At 63.9% G+C, this 14,928-nt stretch carries 11 protein-coding genes and 1 pseudogene; 3 read left to right on the forward strand and 9 right to left on the reverse strand.

Annotated elements, in window-relative coordinates:
- Nucleotides 1-14: 14 nt before the first annotated feature.
- The 9 genes and pseudogenes from ACVWW3_RS23950 to ACVWW3_RS23990 form a co-directional block, all read right to left on the reverse strand.
- Nucleotides 15-1,498: pseudogene (locus ACVWW3_RS23950) on the reverse strand (sodium:proton antiporter).
- Nucleotides 1,452-2,249 (reverse strand): alpha/beta hydrolase, encoded by a 798-nt coding sequence (locus ACVWW3_RS23955; RefSeq protein ID WP_247343110.1) that lies wholly within the window; start codon nt 2,247-2,249, stop codon nt 1,452-1,454. The pseudogene ACVWW3_RS23950 and the gene ACVWW3_RS23955 overlap by 47 nt, the downstream one beginning before the upstream one ends.
- A gap of 173 nt (nt 2,250-2,422) precedes the next feature.
- Nucleotides 2,423-3,823: an NAD(P)(+) transhydrogenase (Re/Si-specific) subunit beta gene (locus ACVWW3_RS23960; protein WP_456648451.1), complete on the reverse strand. Its 1,401-nt coding sequence runs from the start codon at nt 3,821-3,823 to the stop codon at nt 2,423-2,425.
- A 39-nt stretch (nt 3,824-3,862) separates the two neighbouring features.
- Nucleotides 3,863-4,180 carry a proton-translocating transhydrogenase family protein gene (locus ACVWW3_RS23965; RefSeq protein ID WP_247447502.1) on the reverse strand — a complete coding sequence of 106 codons (318 nt, stop codon included), beginning with the start codon at nt 4,178-4,180 and terminating at the stop codon, nt 3,863-3,865.
- An 11-nt stretch (nt 4,181-4,191) separates the two neighbouring features.
- On the reverse strand, nt 4,192-5,319 hold the full coding sequence (locus ACVWW3_RS23970) for a Re/Si-specific NAD(P)(+) transhydrogenase subunit alpha (RefSeq protein ID WP_456648450.1): 1,128 nt from the start codon (nt 5,317-5,319) through the stop codon (nt 4,192-4,194).
- Nucleotides 5,320-5,456: 137 nt separating this feature from the next.
- Nucleotides 5,457-5,609 carry an aa3-type cytochrome c oxidase subunit IV gene (locus tag ACVWW3_RS23975; protein WP_247343096.1) on the reverse strand — a complete coding sequence of 51 codons (153 nt, stop codon included), beginning with the start codon at nt 5,607-5,609 and terminating at the stop codon, nt 5,457-5,459.
- Nucleotides 5,610-5,706: 97 nt separating this feature from the next.
- Entirely contained in the window at nt 5,707-6,102 is a 396-nt protein-coding gene (locus ACVWW3_RS23980) for a type II toxin-antitoxin system death-on-curing family toxin (RefSeq protein WP_456648449.1), read from the reverse strand.
- A gap of 12 nt (nt 6,103-6,114) precedes the next feature.
- Nucleotides 6,115-6,339, reverse strand: coding sequence for an AbrB/MazE/SpoVT family DNA-binding domain-containing protein (locus ACVWW3_RS23985; protein WP_247343091.1), 225 nt, complete (start codon nt 6,337-6,339; stop codon nt 6,115-6,117).
- Nucleotides 6,340-6,434: 95 nt separating this feature from the next.
- A complete protein-coding gene (locus ACVWW3_RS23990; protein ID WP_456648448.1) occupies nt 6,435-8,387 on the reverse strand; it encodes a M3 family oligoendopeptidase in 1,953 nt (650 codons plus the stop codon).
- Nucleotides 8,388-8,514: 127 nt separating this feature from the next.
- Here ACVWW3_RS23990 and ACVWW3_RS23995 point away from each other — a divergent pair, with 127 nt between their 5' ends.
- The 3 genes from ACVWW3_RS23995 (at nt 8,515) to ACVWW3_RS24005 (ending at nt 14,462) form a co-directional block, all read left to right on the forward strand.
- Entirely contained in the window at nt 8,515-10,011 is a 1,497-nt protein-coding gene (locus ACVWW3_RS23995) for a sigma-54-dependent transcriptional regulator (RefSeq protein WP_456648447.1), read from the forward strand.
- Between the two features lie 347 nt (nt 10,012-10,358).
- Entirely contained in the window at nt 10,359-12,551 is a 2,193-nt protein-coding gene (locus ACVWW3_RS24000) for a L,D-transpeptidase scaffold domain-containing protein (protein ID WP_456648446.1), read from the forward strand.
- Between the two features lie 288 nt (nt 12,552-12,839).
- Nucleotides 12,840-14,462 (forward strand): DUF882 domain-containing protein, encoded by a 1,623-nt coding sequence (locus ACVWW3_RS24005; protein ID WP_354044929.1) that lies wholly within the window; start codon nt 12,840-12,842, stop codon nt 14,460-14,462.
- The last annotated feature ends 466 nt before the right edge of the window (nt 14,463-14,928 follow it).

Raw genomic sequence — 14,928 nt, forward strand, 5'->3', positions numbered from 1 at the left:
ATCGGTCGGCAGATTCAAAGCAAGTGCAGGATCGGCGCGAGCGGCAGCAGCGTCAGCAGCAGGAACAGCGGGATCAGCACCGCGCTGGCACGCACGAAATAACCGAAGAAGCTCGGCATCGCGATGCCGTTCTCGCTGGCGATGCTGCTCACCATGAAGTTCGGCGCATTGCCGATATAGGTGAGCGCGCCCATGTAGACCGCGCCCATGGAGATGGACGCAAGCGTGCCCGACAGCTCATGCATCAGCACCTGCGGCTCGCCGCCGGCGAGTTCAAAGAACAACAGATAGGTCGGCGCATTATCGAGGAACGCCGACATCAGGCCGGTGAACCAGAAATAGGCAACCTCGCGCGGCGTGCCGTCCGGCGCCGTCACGGCCGACAACAGCCAGGCGAAGGCACCGTGATGGCCGGCATTGAGCATGGCGATGACCGGGATGATCGCGACAAAAATGCCGGCGAACAGTTTTGCGACTTCGCGAATCGGCTCCCAAGTGAAGCCGTTGGCTTGCCTGTGCTCGTTCCGGCGTCAACCACACCGACAGGGCCGCTATCGCCAGCAGCGCCGCGTTGCGGGCGATGTCTTCCAGCTCCAGCCTGGTTCCGAGAATGTCGAAGGCAATGCCGGGCTTCCACATTGCCGAGGCCAGCAGGCTCGCGACGATGGCTGCGATCAGCACCAGGTTGACGAGACCGCGGATGCGGACCGGCTTCGCGGCGCCGGCGTCGCCGGGCAAGGGTTCGCTGCGGAAGCGCCAGACGTCGATGGCAACGAAGATCGCGAGCAGCAGTCCGGCAACGATCGCCGTCTGTAGCCAAATGGTCCGCGTGGTCCAGAAGAAGTCGACGCCATGCAGGAAGCCGACGAACAGCGGGGGATCGCCGAGCGGGCTCAGCGCGCCGCCGACATTGGCAACCAGGATGATGAAAAAGATGACGACATGGACGTTGTGGCGCCGCGGCCGGTTGGCGCGGATCAAAGGCCGGATCAGGATCATGGCTGCCCCCGTGGTGCCGACGACGTCTCGCCATCAGCGTGCCGAGCGCGAGGATGCCGGCATTCGCCGCCGGCGTCGCCTTGATATCGCCCGTGACGAGAACGCCCCCGGCCACGACATAGAGCGAGAACAGCAGCACGATGAAACCGAGATATTCGGCGAGCATGGCGTGGACGAGTGCCGCCAGCGCCGCCATGCTCCCGGCCAAGATGACGAGCGAGGCGAGTGCCAGCAGCGACCAGGCCGCGGCGATCTTGCCGTAATGATGGTGCCAAAACCGTGCAAACAGCAGCGGGCCGAGCGCGATCGACAGCAGGAGGCCGCAAAAGGGCAGCGCATAGGGCCAGCGCATCGCCGCGCCGTCGAGCCCGGTCGCCGCCCATGCGTGCTGCGGCAACAACACGACCAGGATCGCGGCGATGAACCCGCTCCCGCACCGAACAACAAGCCGTCTAGGAAGCAATGAAGCGCCTCGCCGTTTCGATCGCACCGAAAGCATCGAGATTATCGTGTCCGCCGCCCGCAAAGCGAACGAACTGCTTCGGTTCATGCGCGAGCGCGAACAGACGCTCTCCGAACACGATCGAAATGGCAAGGTCATTGGTGCCATGCATCACCAATAGCGGCACAGTGACGCGCGGGATGCGCTCATCGGAATGAAATGGATCTCGCATCAGCAGGCGCACCGGAACGAACCAGAATGATGAAGCAGCAATGTCGACCGTCGACGTATAGGGAGCTTCCAGGATGAGTTTTCCAACCCGATGCTGCGAGGCGATCGCGACCGCCACGCCGGTCCCGAGCGAAAAGCCCCAGCCGACGATTCGTTCCGCCGCATAGCGTGCAGTGGTGAAGGCGTAGGCGGCCGCTGCATCCTGCAGCAGGCCCTCCTCGCTCGGCGCACCGCTCGAGCCGGCATAGCCGCGATAGGACAGCGCGACGAGACCGGTGCCGTCGGCCGTCATGGCCTTGAAGCGGCTGACGCGACCGGCGAGATAATCGCCGTTGCCCGGGAAATACAGGATCACGGGGCGGCCGGGCCTCGCCGGCACGTGCCAGACGATGACCTTCTCGCCATCGGAGGTGGTCAGGACGTGCTCTTCAGCCTCGGGCAAGCCTGCGGCATCCGGCGCGGTGCGACCGACGGGCGGGATCGGAAACAGCATCTCGCGCTGCCTGACATACAGCACGAGGACACAGCCGAGATAAACGGCCGCGAACAGGATGGCGATCCACTTGACGATGGTCATGATGACGCGGCCCCGTCCCCGTTCAGGACTTGCGACAGCTCCGCAGCAATTTCATGACATCGGGCTGGAGGCTCGCCGGAACGTCGCGGCAACCGCAACGTCGCCTTGTGAGCGGCCTGCCAAGCGACGCGCTGCCCGCGCGTCGCTTTGGCCACGGCCCATTTCCTTCCGCGCTACATCGACTTGACGATGCTTTCGGTGACCTTCTTGGCGTCGCCGAGCAGCATCATGGTGTTGTCGCGGTAGAACAGCGGATTGTCGATGCCGGCATAGCCCGAAGCGAGCGAGCGCTTGATGAACATCACGGTGCCGGCCTTCCAGACCTGGAGCACCGGCATGCCGTAGATTGGCGAGGTCTTGTCGTCTTCGGCGGCCGGATTGGTAACGTCGTTGGCGCCGATCACGAAGGCGATGTCGGCCTGCGCGAACTCGGAGTTGATGTCCTCGAGCTCGAACACCTCGTCATAGGGCACGTTGGCTTCGGCAAGCAGCACGTTCATGTGGCCGGGCATACGGCCGGCGACCGGGTGAATGGCGTATTTCACCTCGACGCCTTCCTTCTTCAGGATGTCGCCCATTTCGCGCAGCGCATGCTGGGCCTGCGCCACCGCCATGCCGTAGCCGGGCACGATGATGACCTTCTGAGCGTTCTTCATGATGAAGGCCGCGTCGTCGGCCGAGCCGAGCTTGACCGGCTTCTGCTCGCCGCCGCCGCCACCGCCGGCCGCAGCGGTCTCGCCGCCGAAGCCGCCGAGGATGACCGAGATGAAGGACCGGTTCATCGCGTGGCACATGATGTAGGACAGGATCGCGCCCGACGATCCGACCAGCGCGCCGGTGATGATCAGTGCGGAATTGCCGAGAGTGAAGCCGATGCCGGCAGCCGCCCAGCCGGAGTAGGAGTTCAGCATCGAGATCACGACCGGCATGTCGGCGCCGCCGATCGGGATGATCATGAGCACACCGAGCGCCAGCGCGATAATGACGATCAGCCAGAAGTCGAGCGCGCTGCCCGACATCACCAGGCCGACGACGAAGACGACGAGCGCGATCGCGAGCGCGATGTTGATGATGTGGCGGAACGGCAGGATGATCGGCGCACCGCTCATCCGCGCGGACAGCTTCAGGAACGCGATCACCGAACCGGTGAAGGTCAGCGCGCCGATGGCGACGCCGAGCGACATCTCGACCAGGCTCTGTGGATGGATGTTGCCGGGCGCGCCGATGTCGAAGGCTTCGGGCGCGTAGAATGCGCCGGCAGCGACGAGCACCGCGGCCATGCCGACCAGAGAGTGGAAGGCGGCGACCAGTTCCGGCATCGAGGTCATCGGCACGCGGCGGGCGATCACCGCGCCGATCGCGCCGCCAATGGCGATACCTGATATCACGAGGATCCAGGCGACGCCGTCCGCCGGCGGATGGCTGGCGAGCGTGGTTGCGACCGCGATCCCCATGCCGATCATGCCGAACAGATTGCCCTGGCGCGACGACGCCGGGCTCGACAGCCCGCGCAGCGACAGGATGAACAGCACCCCCGCCACGAGATACAAGAATGCAGAGAGATTGGCGTTCATCTCAGGTCCCCATTGATCCCTTCAGCCCGAGGTGGCCGCTTACTTCGACTTCTTCTTGTACATCCCCAGCATGCGCTGGGTGACAAGGAAGCCGCCAAAGATGTTCACGCAGGCAAAGATGAGCGCGACGAAACCGAAGCCGCGCGCCCAGCCCGAGCCGCTCGAGATCATGCCGACGCCGACCGCCAGCAGCGCACCGACCACGATCACCGAGGAGATCGCGTTGGTCACGCTCATCAGCGGCGTATGCAGCGCCGGGGTCACCGACCACACCACGAAATAGCCGACGAAGACGGCGAGAACGAAAATCGACAGCCGGAAGACGAAGGGGTCAACGACCTGTGCAACATGCTCCATGGCGGCTCTCCTTACGCTTTCGGCTGGAAATTCGGATGAATCACGGCGCCGTCCCTGGTCAGCGCGGTCGCCTTCACGAGTTCGTCGTCCCAATTCACGGCCAGCGCCTTGTTGGTCTTGTCGAACATCGTTTCGATGAAATTGAACAAATTGCGCGCGTAGAGGCTGGAGGCCGACGCCGCGACGCGGCCGGCGACGTTGGTGTAGCCGACGATCTTGATGCCATCGACGTCGGCGACTTCGCCCGGCCTCGCACCCTCGACATTGCCGCCGCGCTCGACGGCGAGATCGACCAGCACCGAACCCGGCTTCATCGACTTGACCATCTCGGCCGAGACCAGCTTCGGCGCCGGCCGGCCCGGAATCAGTGCCGTCGTGATCACGATGTCCTGCTTCTTGATGTGCTCGGCGGTCAGCGCGGCCTGCTTGGCCTGGTACTCTTTCGACATTTCCTTGGCGTAGCCGCCGGCGGTCTGCGCGTTCTTGAACTCCTCGTCCTCGACGGCGAGGAATTTCGCGCCGAGCGATTCCACCTGCTCCTTGGTCGCCGGCCGCACGTCGGTCGCGGTGACGATGGCGCCGAGCCGGCGCGCGGTCGCGATCGCCTGGAGGCCGGCGACGCCGACGCCCATCACGAACACCTTGGCGGCAGGCACGGTGCCGGCCGCGGTCATCATCATCGGGAAGGCGCGGCCGAAGGCTTCGGCGCCCTCGATCACGGCACGGTAGCCGGCAAGATTAGCCTGCGAGGACAACACGTCCATTACCTGCGCGCGCGTGATGCGCGGCATCAATTCCATCGCGAAGGCAGAGACGCCGGCATCGGCGATCGTCTTCAGCGCGGCCTCATTGCCGTAGGGGTCCATGATGGCGATGACGAGCGCGCCGCGCTTGTACTGCGCCAACTCGGAGGCTTCAGGGCGCTTCACCTTGATGATGATGTCGGCGTCCTTCAGCGCGTCGGCGCTGACGATGGCCCCCACGGCGGTGAATTCGGAATCCGGCAGGCCCGACTTGAGGCCGGCGCCCGGCTCAACAGCGATCTCGGCGCCCAACGCCTTGAACTTCTTCACCGTATCCGGCGAAGCGGCAACGCGCGGCTCCGACGGATCGATTTCCTTGGCAACGGCGATCTTCATAGGCCCTCCGGCGACGCGGGAAAAGCGCGCACGCGAACTTAGCGTTACTCCCGCAACGTTGGATACCGGTTTTGGAACCGGATTGTGTGCAAATTTTATGAGCAGCCGCCGGCGCTGGCGGATGCAGCCGGCGATAGTCAGGTCAGGAAGATCGCCATCAGGATCACGATGAGCGCGACCGAGATCGTGCCGTACTTCACCAGCTTGATGAAGCCCTCGTAGGTCTGCTCGTGGGCAACGTAGTCGTTGCCGTCGGCGGTGCTGTACGCCACTTCGCTATGATCAGCCATCAATTGTCCCCAGTCGAAAGTCGAATTTCATCGCTGGGATACCGCAAACTTTCGGGCAGGGCAACGGCAGGCAGGCGCGGTTTTGCGGCAAATCAGGTCATTTGGAATCCAGATTATCGCGGATCCAGCGGACGAGGCTCTGCTCGCTGACTTCACCGGCGGCGAGCGCAAGGATGATGGTTGTCGCTTCCGCGGGATCGGGACTGAAGGTCACTCCGTTCTTGTGAAGAAAGACCATCATCGCCAGGAACGCGATGCGCTTGTTTCCGTCGACAAATGCGTGATTTTTCGCGAGACCGAATGCATAGGCCGCAGCGAGTTCATCGAGCGACGCCTGTTCGTAGCGCCACTTGTTGATCGGCCGATCGAGTGCCGATCGCAGCATACCTTCATCGCGCAATCCCGGCGCGCCGCCGAAGCGGCGGAGTTGCCGGCCGTGAATTGCGACAGCCTGCTCGTAGGTGATCCAGAGCGGCTCTTCGGGCTCGCTCATTTGAGAACCCGCCTACTTTGCTAGTGCGGCAAGGGTGTCCCGGTACTTGTCCATGAGGTCGTCGGCGATTTCCATCGTCCGCCCGAAATCGGGATCATAGGGCAGCAGTTGGAAACCACCGCCCGGCAATTCCACGATGTGCAGTTGCTGTCCGCGCTTGAGGTCAAGTCGCTGCATCAGCTCGCGCGGAAGCAGCAGTCCATCTGAATTACCGATCTTCTTGATCTCGATCTTCATGGTCGTCCCACCGTACTGTGTTATACAATTGTATAACGCAGTACGGGTCGCGGTTCAACAAATGTTTTACATCGACCCTAGAGGCTCCTTACGCCTCAGCCCATTGCTTCCAGCTCGTCGATCATGCCGGCGATGACCGAGAGGCCGCCGTCCCAGAACTTCGGGTCCTTGGCATCGAGCCCGAACGGCCGTAGCAGCTCGGAATAATGCTTGGTGCCGCCGGCGGCGAGCATGTCGAGATAGCGCTCGGCAAAGCCCTCGGCCGCGTTCTCGTAGACGGCGTAGAGCGAGTTCACGAGGCAATCGCCGAACGCGTAGGCGTAGACGTAGAACGGCGAATGGATGAAGTGCGGGATGTACATCCAGTAGTTCTCGTAGCCCGCCTTGATCTCGATTGCCGGCCCCAGGCTCTCCCCTTGCACCGACAGCCAGATCTCGCCGAGCCGCGTCGCGGTGAGCTCGCCGTTCTTGCGCTCGGTGTGGACCGCGCGTTCGAACGAATAGAACGCGATCTGCCGCACCACGGTGTTGATCATGTCCTCGACCTTGCCGGCGAGCAGCGCCTGGCGCTGCTTTGGGTTCTTGGTCTGCGCCAGCAGCCGCCGGAAGGTCAGCATCTCGCCGAACACGCTTGCGGTCTCCGCCAGCGTCAGCGGCGTCGGCGCCATCAGCGCGCCGTTCCTGGCCGCCAGCACCTGATGCACGCCGTGGCCGAGCTCATGGGCGAGCGTCATCACGTCGCGCGGCTTGCCCTGGTAGTTCATCAGTACGTAAGGGTGCGCCGATGGCGTGGTCGGATGCGAGAACGCGCCCGGTGCCTTGCCCGGGCGTACCGGCGCGTCGATCCAGCGATCGGTGAAGAAGCGCTCGGCGATATCAGCCATTTCAGGCGAGAAGCCACGATAGGCCGTCAGCACCATGTTCCGCGCGTCGGGCCAGCCGATGACGCCGGTCGCCGCGAAAGGCAGCGGCGCATTGCGGTCCCAGGAAGCCAGGCGCTCCTTGCCGAACCAGCGTGCCTTCAGCGCGTAATAGCGATGCGACAATTTTGGATAGGCCGCGCGCACCGAGGCGACCAGCGCATCCACCACCTCGCGTTCGACGCGGTTGTTCAAATGGCGGGAATCCGCGACGTCCTTGAAGCCGCGCCAGCTGTCGGAGATGTCCTTGTCCTTGGCCAGCGTGTTGGTGATCAGCGCAAAGATGCGCTCATTGGCCTTGAAGGTCTTTGCGAGCGCCTCGGCCGCGGTCTTGCGCTTGGCGCCGTCGCGGTCCTGCAGCAGATTGAGCGTCGGCTCGATTGCGAGCTCCTTGGTCCCGACCTTGAAACGCAGGCCCGAGATGGTCTGGTCGAACAGCCGGTTGAAGGCGGAATAGCCGGTCTGCGACTTCTCCAGAAAGAGCTGCTCGAGCTTGTCGTCGAGCTGGTACGGCTTCTCCTTGCGCAGATCCTCGATCCAGGGACGGTAGTGCGCGAGCTCGGCGGCCTGCATCGCGCGGTTCAATATATCGTCATCGACACGATTGAGCTCGAGCGCGAAGAACAGCAAATGCGTCGATGCAGCCGTCAGCCGCTCGGAAACGTCGCCGTAAAACTTTGAAATCGCAGGGTCCACGCTGTCGCCTGCATGAACGAGACCGGCGTAGGAGCCGAGACGGCCGGCGAGGTCGTCGATCGCCTCATAGCGTCGCACGGCTTCAGTGAGCCATTTTCCGCCATCTTCCTTTGCTGTTCCTGTTGCGAGCTTGCCCTTGTAGTCCGTCTCGAACGCGACGCAATCGGCATCCATCTTTGCGAGATCGCGCGCCACTTCCGGCGCATCGATCCCGGTATAGAGATCGGCGAGGTTCCACTCCGGAAGCTTGCCGGTCTTGCTCGCAGGCTTGGCGGGTGAAGACTTGGCGAGCGAGGGCTTGGCAAGCGACGGCTTGGCAAGCGACGGCTTGGAGGACTTGACCTTGGCTGCGGATTTCCTGGTGTTCGGCTTGCGGAGAGCGGGCTTGCTAGCGGCGGACTTCTTAACTGCAAACTTGGAGCGCGAATTCATTGTGTGGGAAACCTGTGTTCAACAATCGCGACAGCGGGCGGGGGCATCAAGGTTTAAGAGTGCGTTAATCGGCTTCGGCCAGAGTGCCCCGATTCGAGACAGATAGTAGTAGCGTGCGGGGAACACCATGGCTGCCAGTATTTTGATCGCCGATGACGACGCTGTAGCCCGCCGGCTGGTCGAAAACATGGTGCAGAAATGCGGCTATGAGACGATCGTCGTGGATTCCGGCGACGCCGCGATCGCCGTCCTCACCGCCCCCGATGCGCCCGTTATCGACGGCGTCATCCTCGATCTCGTGATGCCCGGCCTCGACGGCATGGGCGTGCTGGCGAAAATCCGCGAAGCGGGCCTCAGCATCCCCGTCATCGTGCAGACCGCCCATGGCGGCATCGACAATGTGATCTCGGCAATGCGCGCGGGCGCGGCTGATTTCGTGGTCAAGCCGGTCGGCCTGGAACGGCTCCAGGTCTCTCTTCGCAACGCGCTCAATTCGTCCGCGCTCAAGGGCGAATTGCAGCGCATCCGTCACAGCCGCGAGGGCCGGCTGACCTTCTCCGACATCATCACCCGCGCCGAGGCGATGGCGGACGTGATGCGCGCAGCGCAGAAAGCAACAAACTCCTCGATCCCCGTGCTGATCGAAGGCGAGTCCGGCGTCGGCAAGGAGATGTTCGCGCGCGCCATCCATGGCAGCGGCGAGCGCAAGGCAAAACCGTTCGTCGCAGTCAATTGCGGGGCGATCCCCGACAACCTCGTTGAGTCCATCCTGTTCGGTCACGAGAAGGGTGCCTTCACCGGCGCCACCGAACGCCACACCGGCAAGTTCGTCGAAGCCCACGGCGGCACGCTGTTTCTGGACGAGGTCAGCGAGCTGCCGCTGACCGCGCAGGTCAAGCTGCTCCGCGCGCTCCAGGAAGGCGCGGTCGAGGCGGTCGGCGGCCGCAAGCCCGTGAAGGTCGACGTCCGCATCATCTCGGCGACCAACCGCAGGCTGCTCGAGCGGGTCAAGCAGGGACACTTCCGGGAAGATTTGTTCTATCGCCTTCACGTCCTGCCGCTAACGATCCCCTCGCTGCGCTCCCGGCGCGAGGACATCCCGCATCTGCTCAGACATTTCCTGGCGCGCTTTGCCGCCGAGGAAAACCGCTCCATCACCGGCATCAGCGGCGAGGCCGTTGCGCACCTCGCCCAGCTCGATTGGCCCGGCAACATCCGCCAGCTCGAAAACGCGGTCTACCGCGCCGTGGTGATGAGCGAGGGCGACCAGCTTGGCCTTGACGACTTCCCCCTGCTCGGCTCGCAGCCGCATCCGGGAACCGACATTCCGACCGCGCCGCTGATGCTGGAGCCAATGGCGGCCCCCTCCGTCGTGTCAGGTAATGAAATACCGATCGCGCCGCTGCCCCTGGTGGGTGCCCTCTCCATGCTGACCGCGACCGGCGAGGTCCGACCGCTGGAGGACATCGAGAACGAGATCATCCGCTTCGCGATCTCCCATTACCGCGGACAGATGTCCGAGGTCGCCCGCCGCCTCAAAATCGGCCGGTCCACCCTCTACCGCAAACTCGACGAAGCCGGGGTTCCCGGCCATGGCGGCAAAAGCGGTGAGGAGACGCACTGAGCCTGACGCGAACGGGGGTTCGTGCGGGCGGAGCGAGACGACTGTAAGCCGTTCGCATGACGATGGAATTCGACTGCACGGTGAACCGTGACTTGGAAGTGACAGACACAGGGAAAAGCGCGTGGCAGAAGCGCACAATCCGTTGCCAAAAGGCTTCCTTGAAGTCAGTTTGTCGTGAGTTGTCCCGGGTAGCGCTGGCTGCGAAATCGGGGCCTGTATATCGTCTGCGTAAGAATCGTTGCGTGCAGGCGTGCAACTTTCGAGAGGCCGGCGCGGTTTAGCCGAAGCTCATTAGGCGATAACAAAGCTGTTCCACGAGGGACAGTTCACCCGAGGGGTGCGACACAATGCGTGACTGTTTGAACCACCGTGCAGGCTTTGACCGTGTCTTGATGACGGTCGCTGCGACCTTCCTCACGGTATCGGCCAGCTCAGCCTTGGCGCAGGATCAGGCGCGCAGCAGCGCTGCCGAGCTTGCGATCGAAGCTGCGATCCCGCGCCCCGAACCCGCAAACGTCCCGCCCCCGACCGCATCCGACATCAAGCTCGACACCACCGCCGCTATTCAGGAACCGGCCAAGGAGGCCGTGAAGGCCGAAGCTGCACCGGCCCCCGATAAGGTTGAGAGCAAGCCTTCCGATGTCGCCACCACGCCCCCGACAGAGGCGCCGAAGAGCGAGACGGCCAAGTCTGAACCCGCGACGTCTGAACCCGCGAAGACTGAACCCGCCAAGGCCGACACCGCAACCACAACGCCGACCGCTCCCTCTGCACCTGCCGTCGCAGCAACCCCGGCCTCAGAGCCGGTGAAGGCCGCGAGCAACGTTCCCGCCGCCGATCAGCCGGTCGCCGACAAGCTCAAAGACATCATCGGCGCCAAGACCTCGCGCCATTTCGACCGCAAGAACGAGCGCGCGGCGATCGAGAAGTTTTACGGTGCACGCGACTTCGCGCCGGTCTGGACCCAGGGCGGCAGCCCGACCCCTGCAGCCAAGGGCGTGATCGCACGGCTGAAGGATGCGGCGTCCGACGGTCTCAATCCCGCCGATTACCAGCTGCCGGATTTTGCCGCCGCCACGACGCCCGATGCACTCGCCGATGCCGAGCTCAAGCTCACCGCCAGCATGTTCGACTATGCGCGCCAGGCCCAGAGCGGCCGCATGCACTGGTCGCAGGTCAGCGGCGACATCCTCTATCCGGAGCACCCGACCGATCCGAGCGACGTGCTCGCCAAGGTCACGACCGCGACCGATGCCTCCGCGGCCCTCGACAGCTATAACCCGCCGCAGAAGCTCTACAAGGAGCTGAAGGCGAAGCTCGCGGAGCTCCGCGGCCAGGGCAACGGCCCGGTGATCGAGATCGCCGACGGTCCGGCGCTGAAGTACACCCCGGCCGGCAAGAAGCGGGCTGAAATCGTCGTTGAAGATCCGCGCGTGCCGCAGCTGCGCGCCAAGCTCGGCCTCGCCGAGAACGCCAGCGACACGCGTTATGACGCTGCGGTCGCCGAAGCCGTGCGCAAATTCCAGAACGATGCCGAGATCAAGGCGACCGGCATCCTCGATGACAAGACGGTCAAGGCGATCAACACGCCGAAGCGCGACAAGCAGATCGACGTGGTGCTGGTGAATATGGAGCGCTGGCGCTGGCTGCCGCGCGACCTCGGCGTTCCCGCGCTGGGCGACGCCTATGTCATCCTCAACATCCCCGACTACACGCTGAAGGTGATGCAGCGCGGCCAGCAGGTCTGGACCACCCGCGTCGTCACCGGCAAGCCGGGCACGCATGCGACCCCGCTGCTCACCGAGACGATGAAGTACATCACGGTCAATCCGACCTGGAACGTGCCGCCGTCGATCGTCTACAACGAATATTTGCCGGCGCTTCAGCAGGACCCGACCGTGCTCCAGCGCATGGGCCTCAAGCTCGAACAGAACCGCGACGGCTCGGTGCACATCTCGCAGCCGCCGGGTGAAGCCAACGCGCTCGGCCGCATCCGCTTCAACTTCCCGAACAAGTTCCTGGTCTATCAGCACGACACGCCGGACAAGAACCTGTTCGCCAGGGACGAGCGTGCCTTCAGCCATGGCTGCATGCGCGTGCAGAACCCGGATCAGTACGCCTCCATCCTGCTCAACATCGCGCTGCCGAACGAGAAGTACACGCCGGAGCGCGTGCGCAGCATGTACGGCAAGGGCGAAGTCGACTTGAAATTCCCGACCCCGATCCCGGTCAACATCACCTACCAGACCGCATTCGTGGACGATGGCGGCAAGCTGCAATTCCGCAAGGACGTCTATGGCCGCGACGCGACCATGATCAACATCCTGAAGAACGGCCGCGGCAAGGATCTCGAGAACGTCGTCGCGCATTCCCAGCCGAGCTATTCACGCCCGGCAACGACGCTGCCGAACGGCGTGTTGGCAGCCAACAATGGCGGCTCGTCCGGCCTGAATTTCTTCGAGCGGCTGTTCGGAGCTCCGACTCCGCCGCCGGCTCCGGTCGGTCGCCGACCGCAGCAGCAGCGGGTATTCACCCGCTGAGACCGGCCCAGACTGGGGCCTAACTCCTGAAATTCTGCAACAAAATCAGCGACCTCATTCTCTGGATGGGGTCGCTTAACGTTAACCATTCTCCACCCGACCTCAGGCAGCGGGCGTTTTTTTGCCACACTCACCCGGTTAGGATTGTAGTCTGACTTGGTTTGGGGGCAGGAAGGTCAACCTCAAGTTAACCTTCTCGCTTTAAGAAAGCGTTCACCCTCTTTCGCGTGCTAACGGGGTTAGCGGGAGAGTCCATTTTGAACGCTGGTCGACTGGGTGGGCTCTAACGTGCTGACTGGTATCGCACGCCAATTCGCTGCGCTGTCGTTGTCCCATGCGGGAGTGAAGGCCGGCTCTCGGATCGGCCTCGCTGCCGTATTGCTGCTTGCTGCCGCAGGTTCAGTTCACAATGCGGCCGCGCTGAACGAGACCAAGACGCTCTCCTTCCACCACACCCATTCCGGCGAAGACCTTACCGTCACCTTCAAGCGCGACGGGCGTTACGACGAAGCGGCGCTGAAGCAGCTCAACCACTTCCTGCGCGACTGGCGCACCCAGGACGAGACGGTCATGGACCGTCACCTCTTCGACATCCTCTGGGAAGTGTATCGCGACGTCGATGCCAAGCAGCCGATCCAGATCATCTCCTCCTACCGCTCGCCCGCCACCAACGCCATGCTCCGCCGCCGCTCCTCCGGGGTGGCGCGCTTCAGCCAGCACATGCTGGGACATGCGATGGACTTCCACATTCCGGGCGTGCCGCTGGAGCAAATCCGCTTTGCCGGCCTGCGCCTTCAGCGCGGCGGCGTCGGCTTCTATCCGACCTCCGGTTCGCCCTTCGTGCATCTGGACACCGGCAGCATCCGGCACTGGCCGCGCATGACGCATGACCAGCTCGCCCGCGTCTTCCCGGACGGCCGCACCGTCCATGTCCCGACCGACGGCACGCCGCTGAAGGGTTATGAGCTCGCCAAGGCCGACATCGAGCGCCGCGGAAGCGGCGACGACGCCGGCAGCAAGCCGAATTTCTTTGTCGCATTGTTCAAGGGCAAGCCGGCCCCGGCCGCCACGAGCAGCGACGAGGATGACGAGGGCGCGCCCGCCCCGGCCGCGAAGCCCGCCGCGCCGACCGTGGTCGCCTCCGCAGTCAAGCCGGCCGATCCGGTGCCGACGCCGCGCGCCAAGCCGTCGATCGCAGCGACGTTCCAGCTCGCTTCGGCCGATGCGCAGCTCCTGGCGCCGCCCAAGCCGAAGCCCGCGCCCGTGGTTGAAAAGCCGGCCACCGGCAAATCTGCCGACGCAAAGCTCGAGACCCCGGCCGACATCATCAACGCCCGCGGCTTCTGGGACGCCCCGGCCACGCCGCAACAGGCAACGCCGGCCCAAGTGGCTGCGCTGAAAGCCCGCCAGGCACTTGCCGCTGCCACCGATCCGCAGCCGACCGCGAGCGTCTCCAACGCCGCCTATCAGGCGCTGGCCTATGCGCCGGCGTCCGCGGCGCCGGTCGACCGCGCCAACGTCGTCGCCGCCTCCGCACCGATCCCGCGCTCCGCCCGTCCCGCCTCCGCGGCGCGCAACCTAGCGCCCGCGACCGAGATCAACACGGTTGTCGGCAAGCGCATCGATGGCATGGTCGCGACCGCGACCCGGCTCTCCGCCGCCAAGGGCGAAAGCATCTGGCTCAAGATCGTGATGCTGTCGCCGAGCGCCAGCCGTGCGATGTCGGTCACGCTGATGGGCGAGCTCGACATGGCCGCAATGCGCGCCTACTTCGTCAAGCCGCAGGCCGTGATCGCCATGGGTTTTGCCGACGATCCGATGCAAGGCCTGTCCTGCGACAGCTTTACGGGCAGTGCGACCGCGAAACTCGAGACGACATCATTCGTGGTCCGCACCGCCTCGCTGCGCTGAGATCTTTCCCCTCACACAGTTCGGATTTTCAAAATCTTGGTGCACATCTGCACTAAGGAGGATTCCTCCACTTCCAACGGGTAATCACCCGGTATCGCTGCGCATTCCAAACGCGCATTGTGGCCTTCGCGCTTGCCTTGTGCCGGTGTTTCCCGCGTTTCCGAAGTGGCCGCGTGACGCGGATTCTATACACGAGCTCGGATCCAAAATACGAAGGCAGCGGCTGCCATGAGCCCGGCGGCGACTATTGAGTACGAGCTTGCTGCAGGTCTCGAGGAAATGTCGCTACAGCGAAGTAGGAGCGTGCGATGTCAGTTCCATGCAGGTCTGAGCTCAGCCTTCTGAACCCCGACGAGCGCGAAGTCATATTGAATACGCACCATCCAATGGTTGGAGAGATGGAGCGCGAAGGACTTGAGGGCCTTCGCGCCCGCCTTCGGGATCTGCGTGACAGGGAGCGTACATT

This window comes from Bradyrhizobium sp. LM2.9 (assembly GCF_054056555.1).

Excerpts from the sequence above, each read along its gene's own strand:
- ACVWW3_RS23955 (WP_247343110.1), bottom strand. The coding sequence starts at position 2,249 with ATGACCATCGTCAAGTGGATCGCCATCCTGTTCGCGGCCGTTTATCTC.
- ACVWW3_RS23960 (WP_456648451.1), bottom strand. The coding sequence starts at position 3,823 with ATGAACGCCAATCTCTCTGCATTCTTGTATCTCGTGGCGGGGGTGCTG.
- ACVWW3_RS23965 (WP_247447502.1), bottom strand. The coding sequence starts at position 4,180 with ATGGAGCATGTTGCACAGGTCGTTGACCCCTTCGTCTTCCGGCTGTCG.
- ACVWW3_RS23970 (WP_456648450.1), bottom strand. The coding sequence starts at position 5,319 with ATGAAGATCGCCGTTGCCAAGGAAATCGATCCGTCGGAGCCGCGCGTT.
- ACVWW3_RS23975 (WP_247343096.1), bottom strand. The coding sequence starts at position 5,609 with ATGGCTGATCATAGCGAAGTGGCGTACAGCACCGCCGACGGCAACGAC.
- ACVWW3_RS23980 (WP_456648449.1), bottom strand. The coding sequence starts at position 6,102 with ATGAGCGAGCCCGAAGAGCCGCTCTGGATCACCTACGAGCAGGCTGTC.
- ACVWW3_RS23985 (WP_247343091.1), bottom strand. The coding sequence starts at position 6,339 with ATGAAGATCGAGATCAAGAAGATCGGTAATTCAGATGGACTGCTGCTT.
- ACVWW3_RS23990 (WP_456648448.1), bottom strand. The coding sequence starts at position 8,387 with ATGAATTCGCGCTCCAAGTTTGCAGTTAAGAAGTCCGCCGCTAGCAAG.
- ACVWW3_RS23995 (WP_456648447.1), top strand. The coding sequence starts at position 8,515 with ATGGCTGCCAGTATTTTGATCGCCGATGACGACGCTGTAGCCCGCCGG.
- ACVWW3_RS24000 (WP_456648446.1), top strand. The coding sequence starts at position 10,359 with ATGCGTGACTGTTTGAACCACCGTGCAGGCTTTGACCGTGTCTTGATG.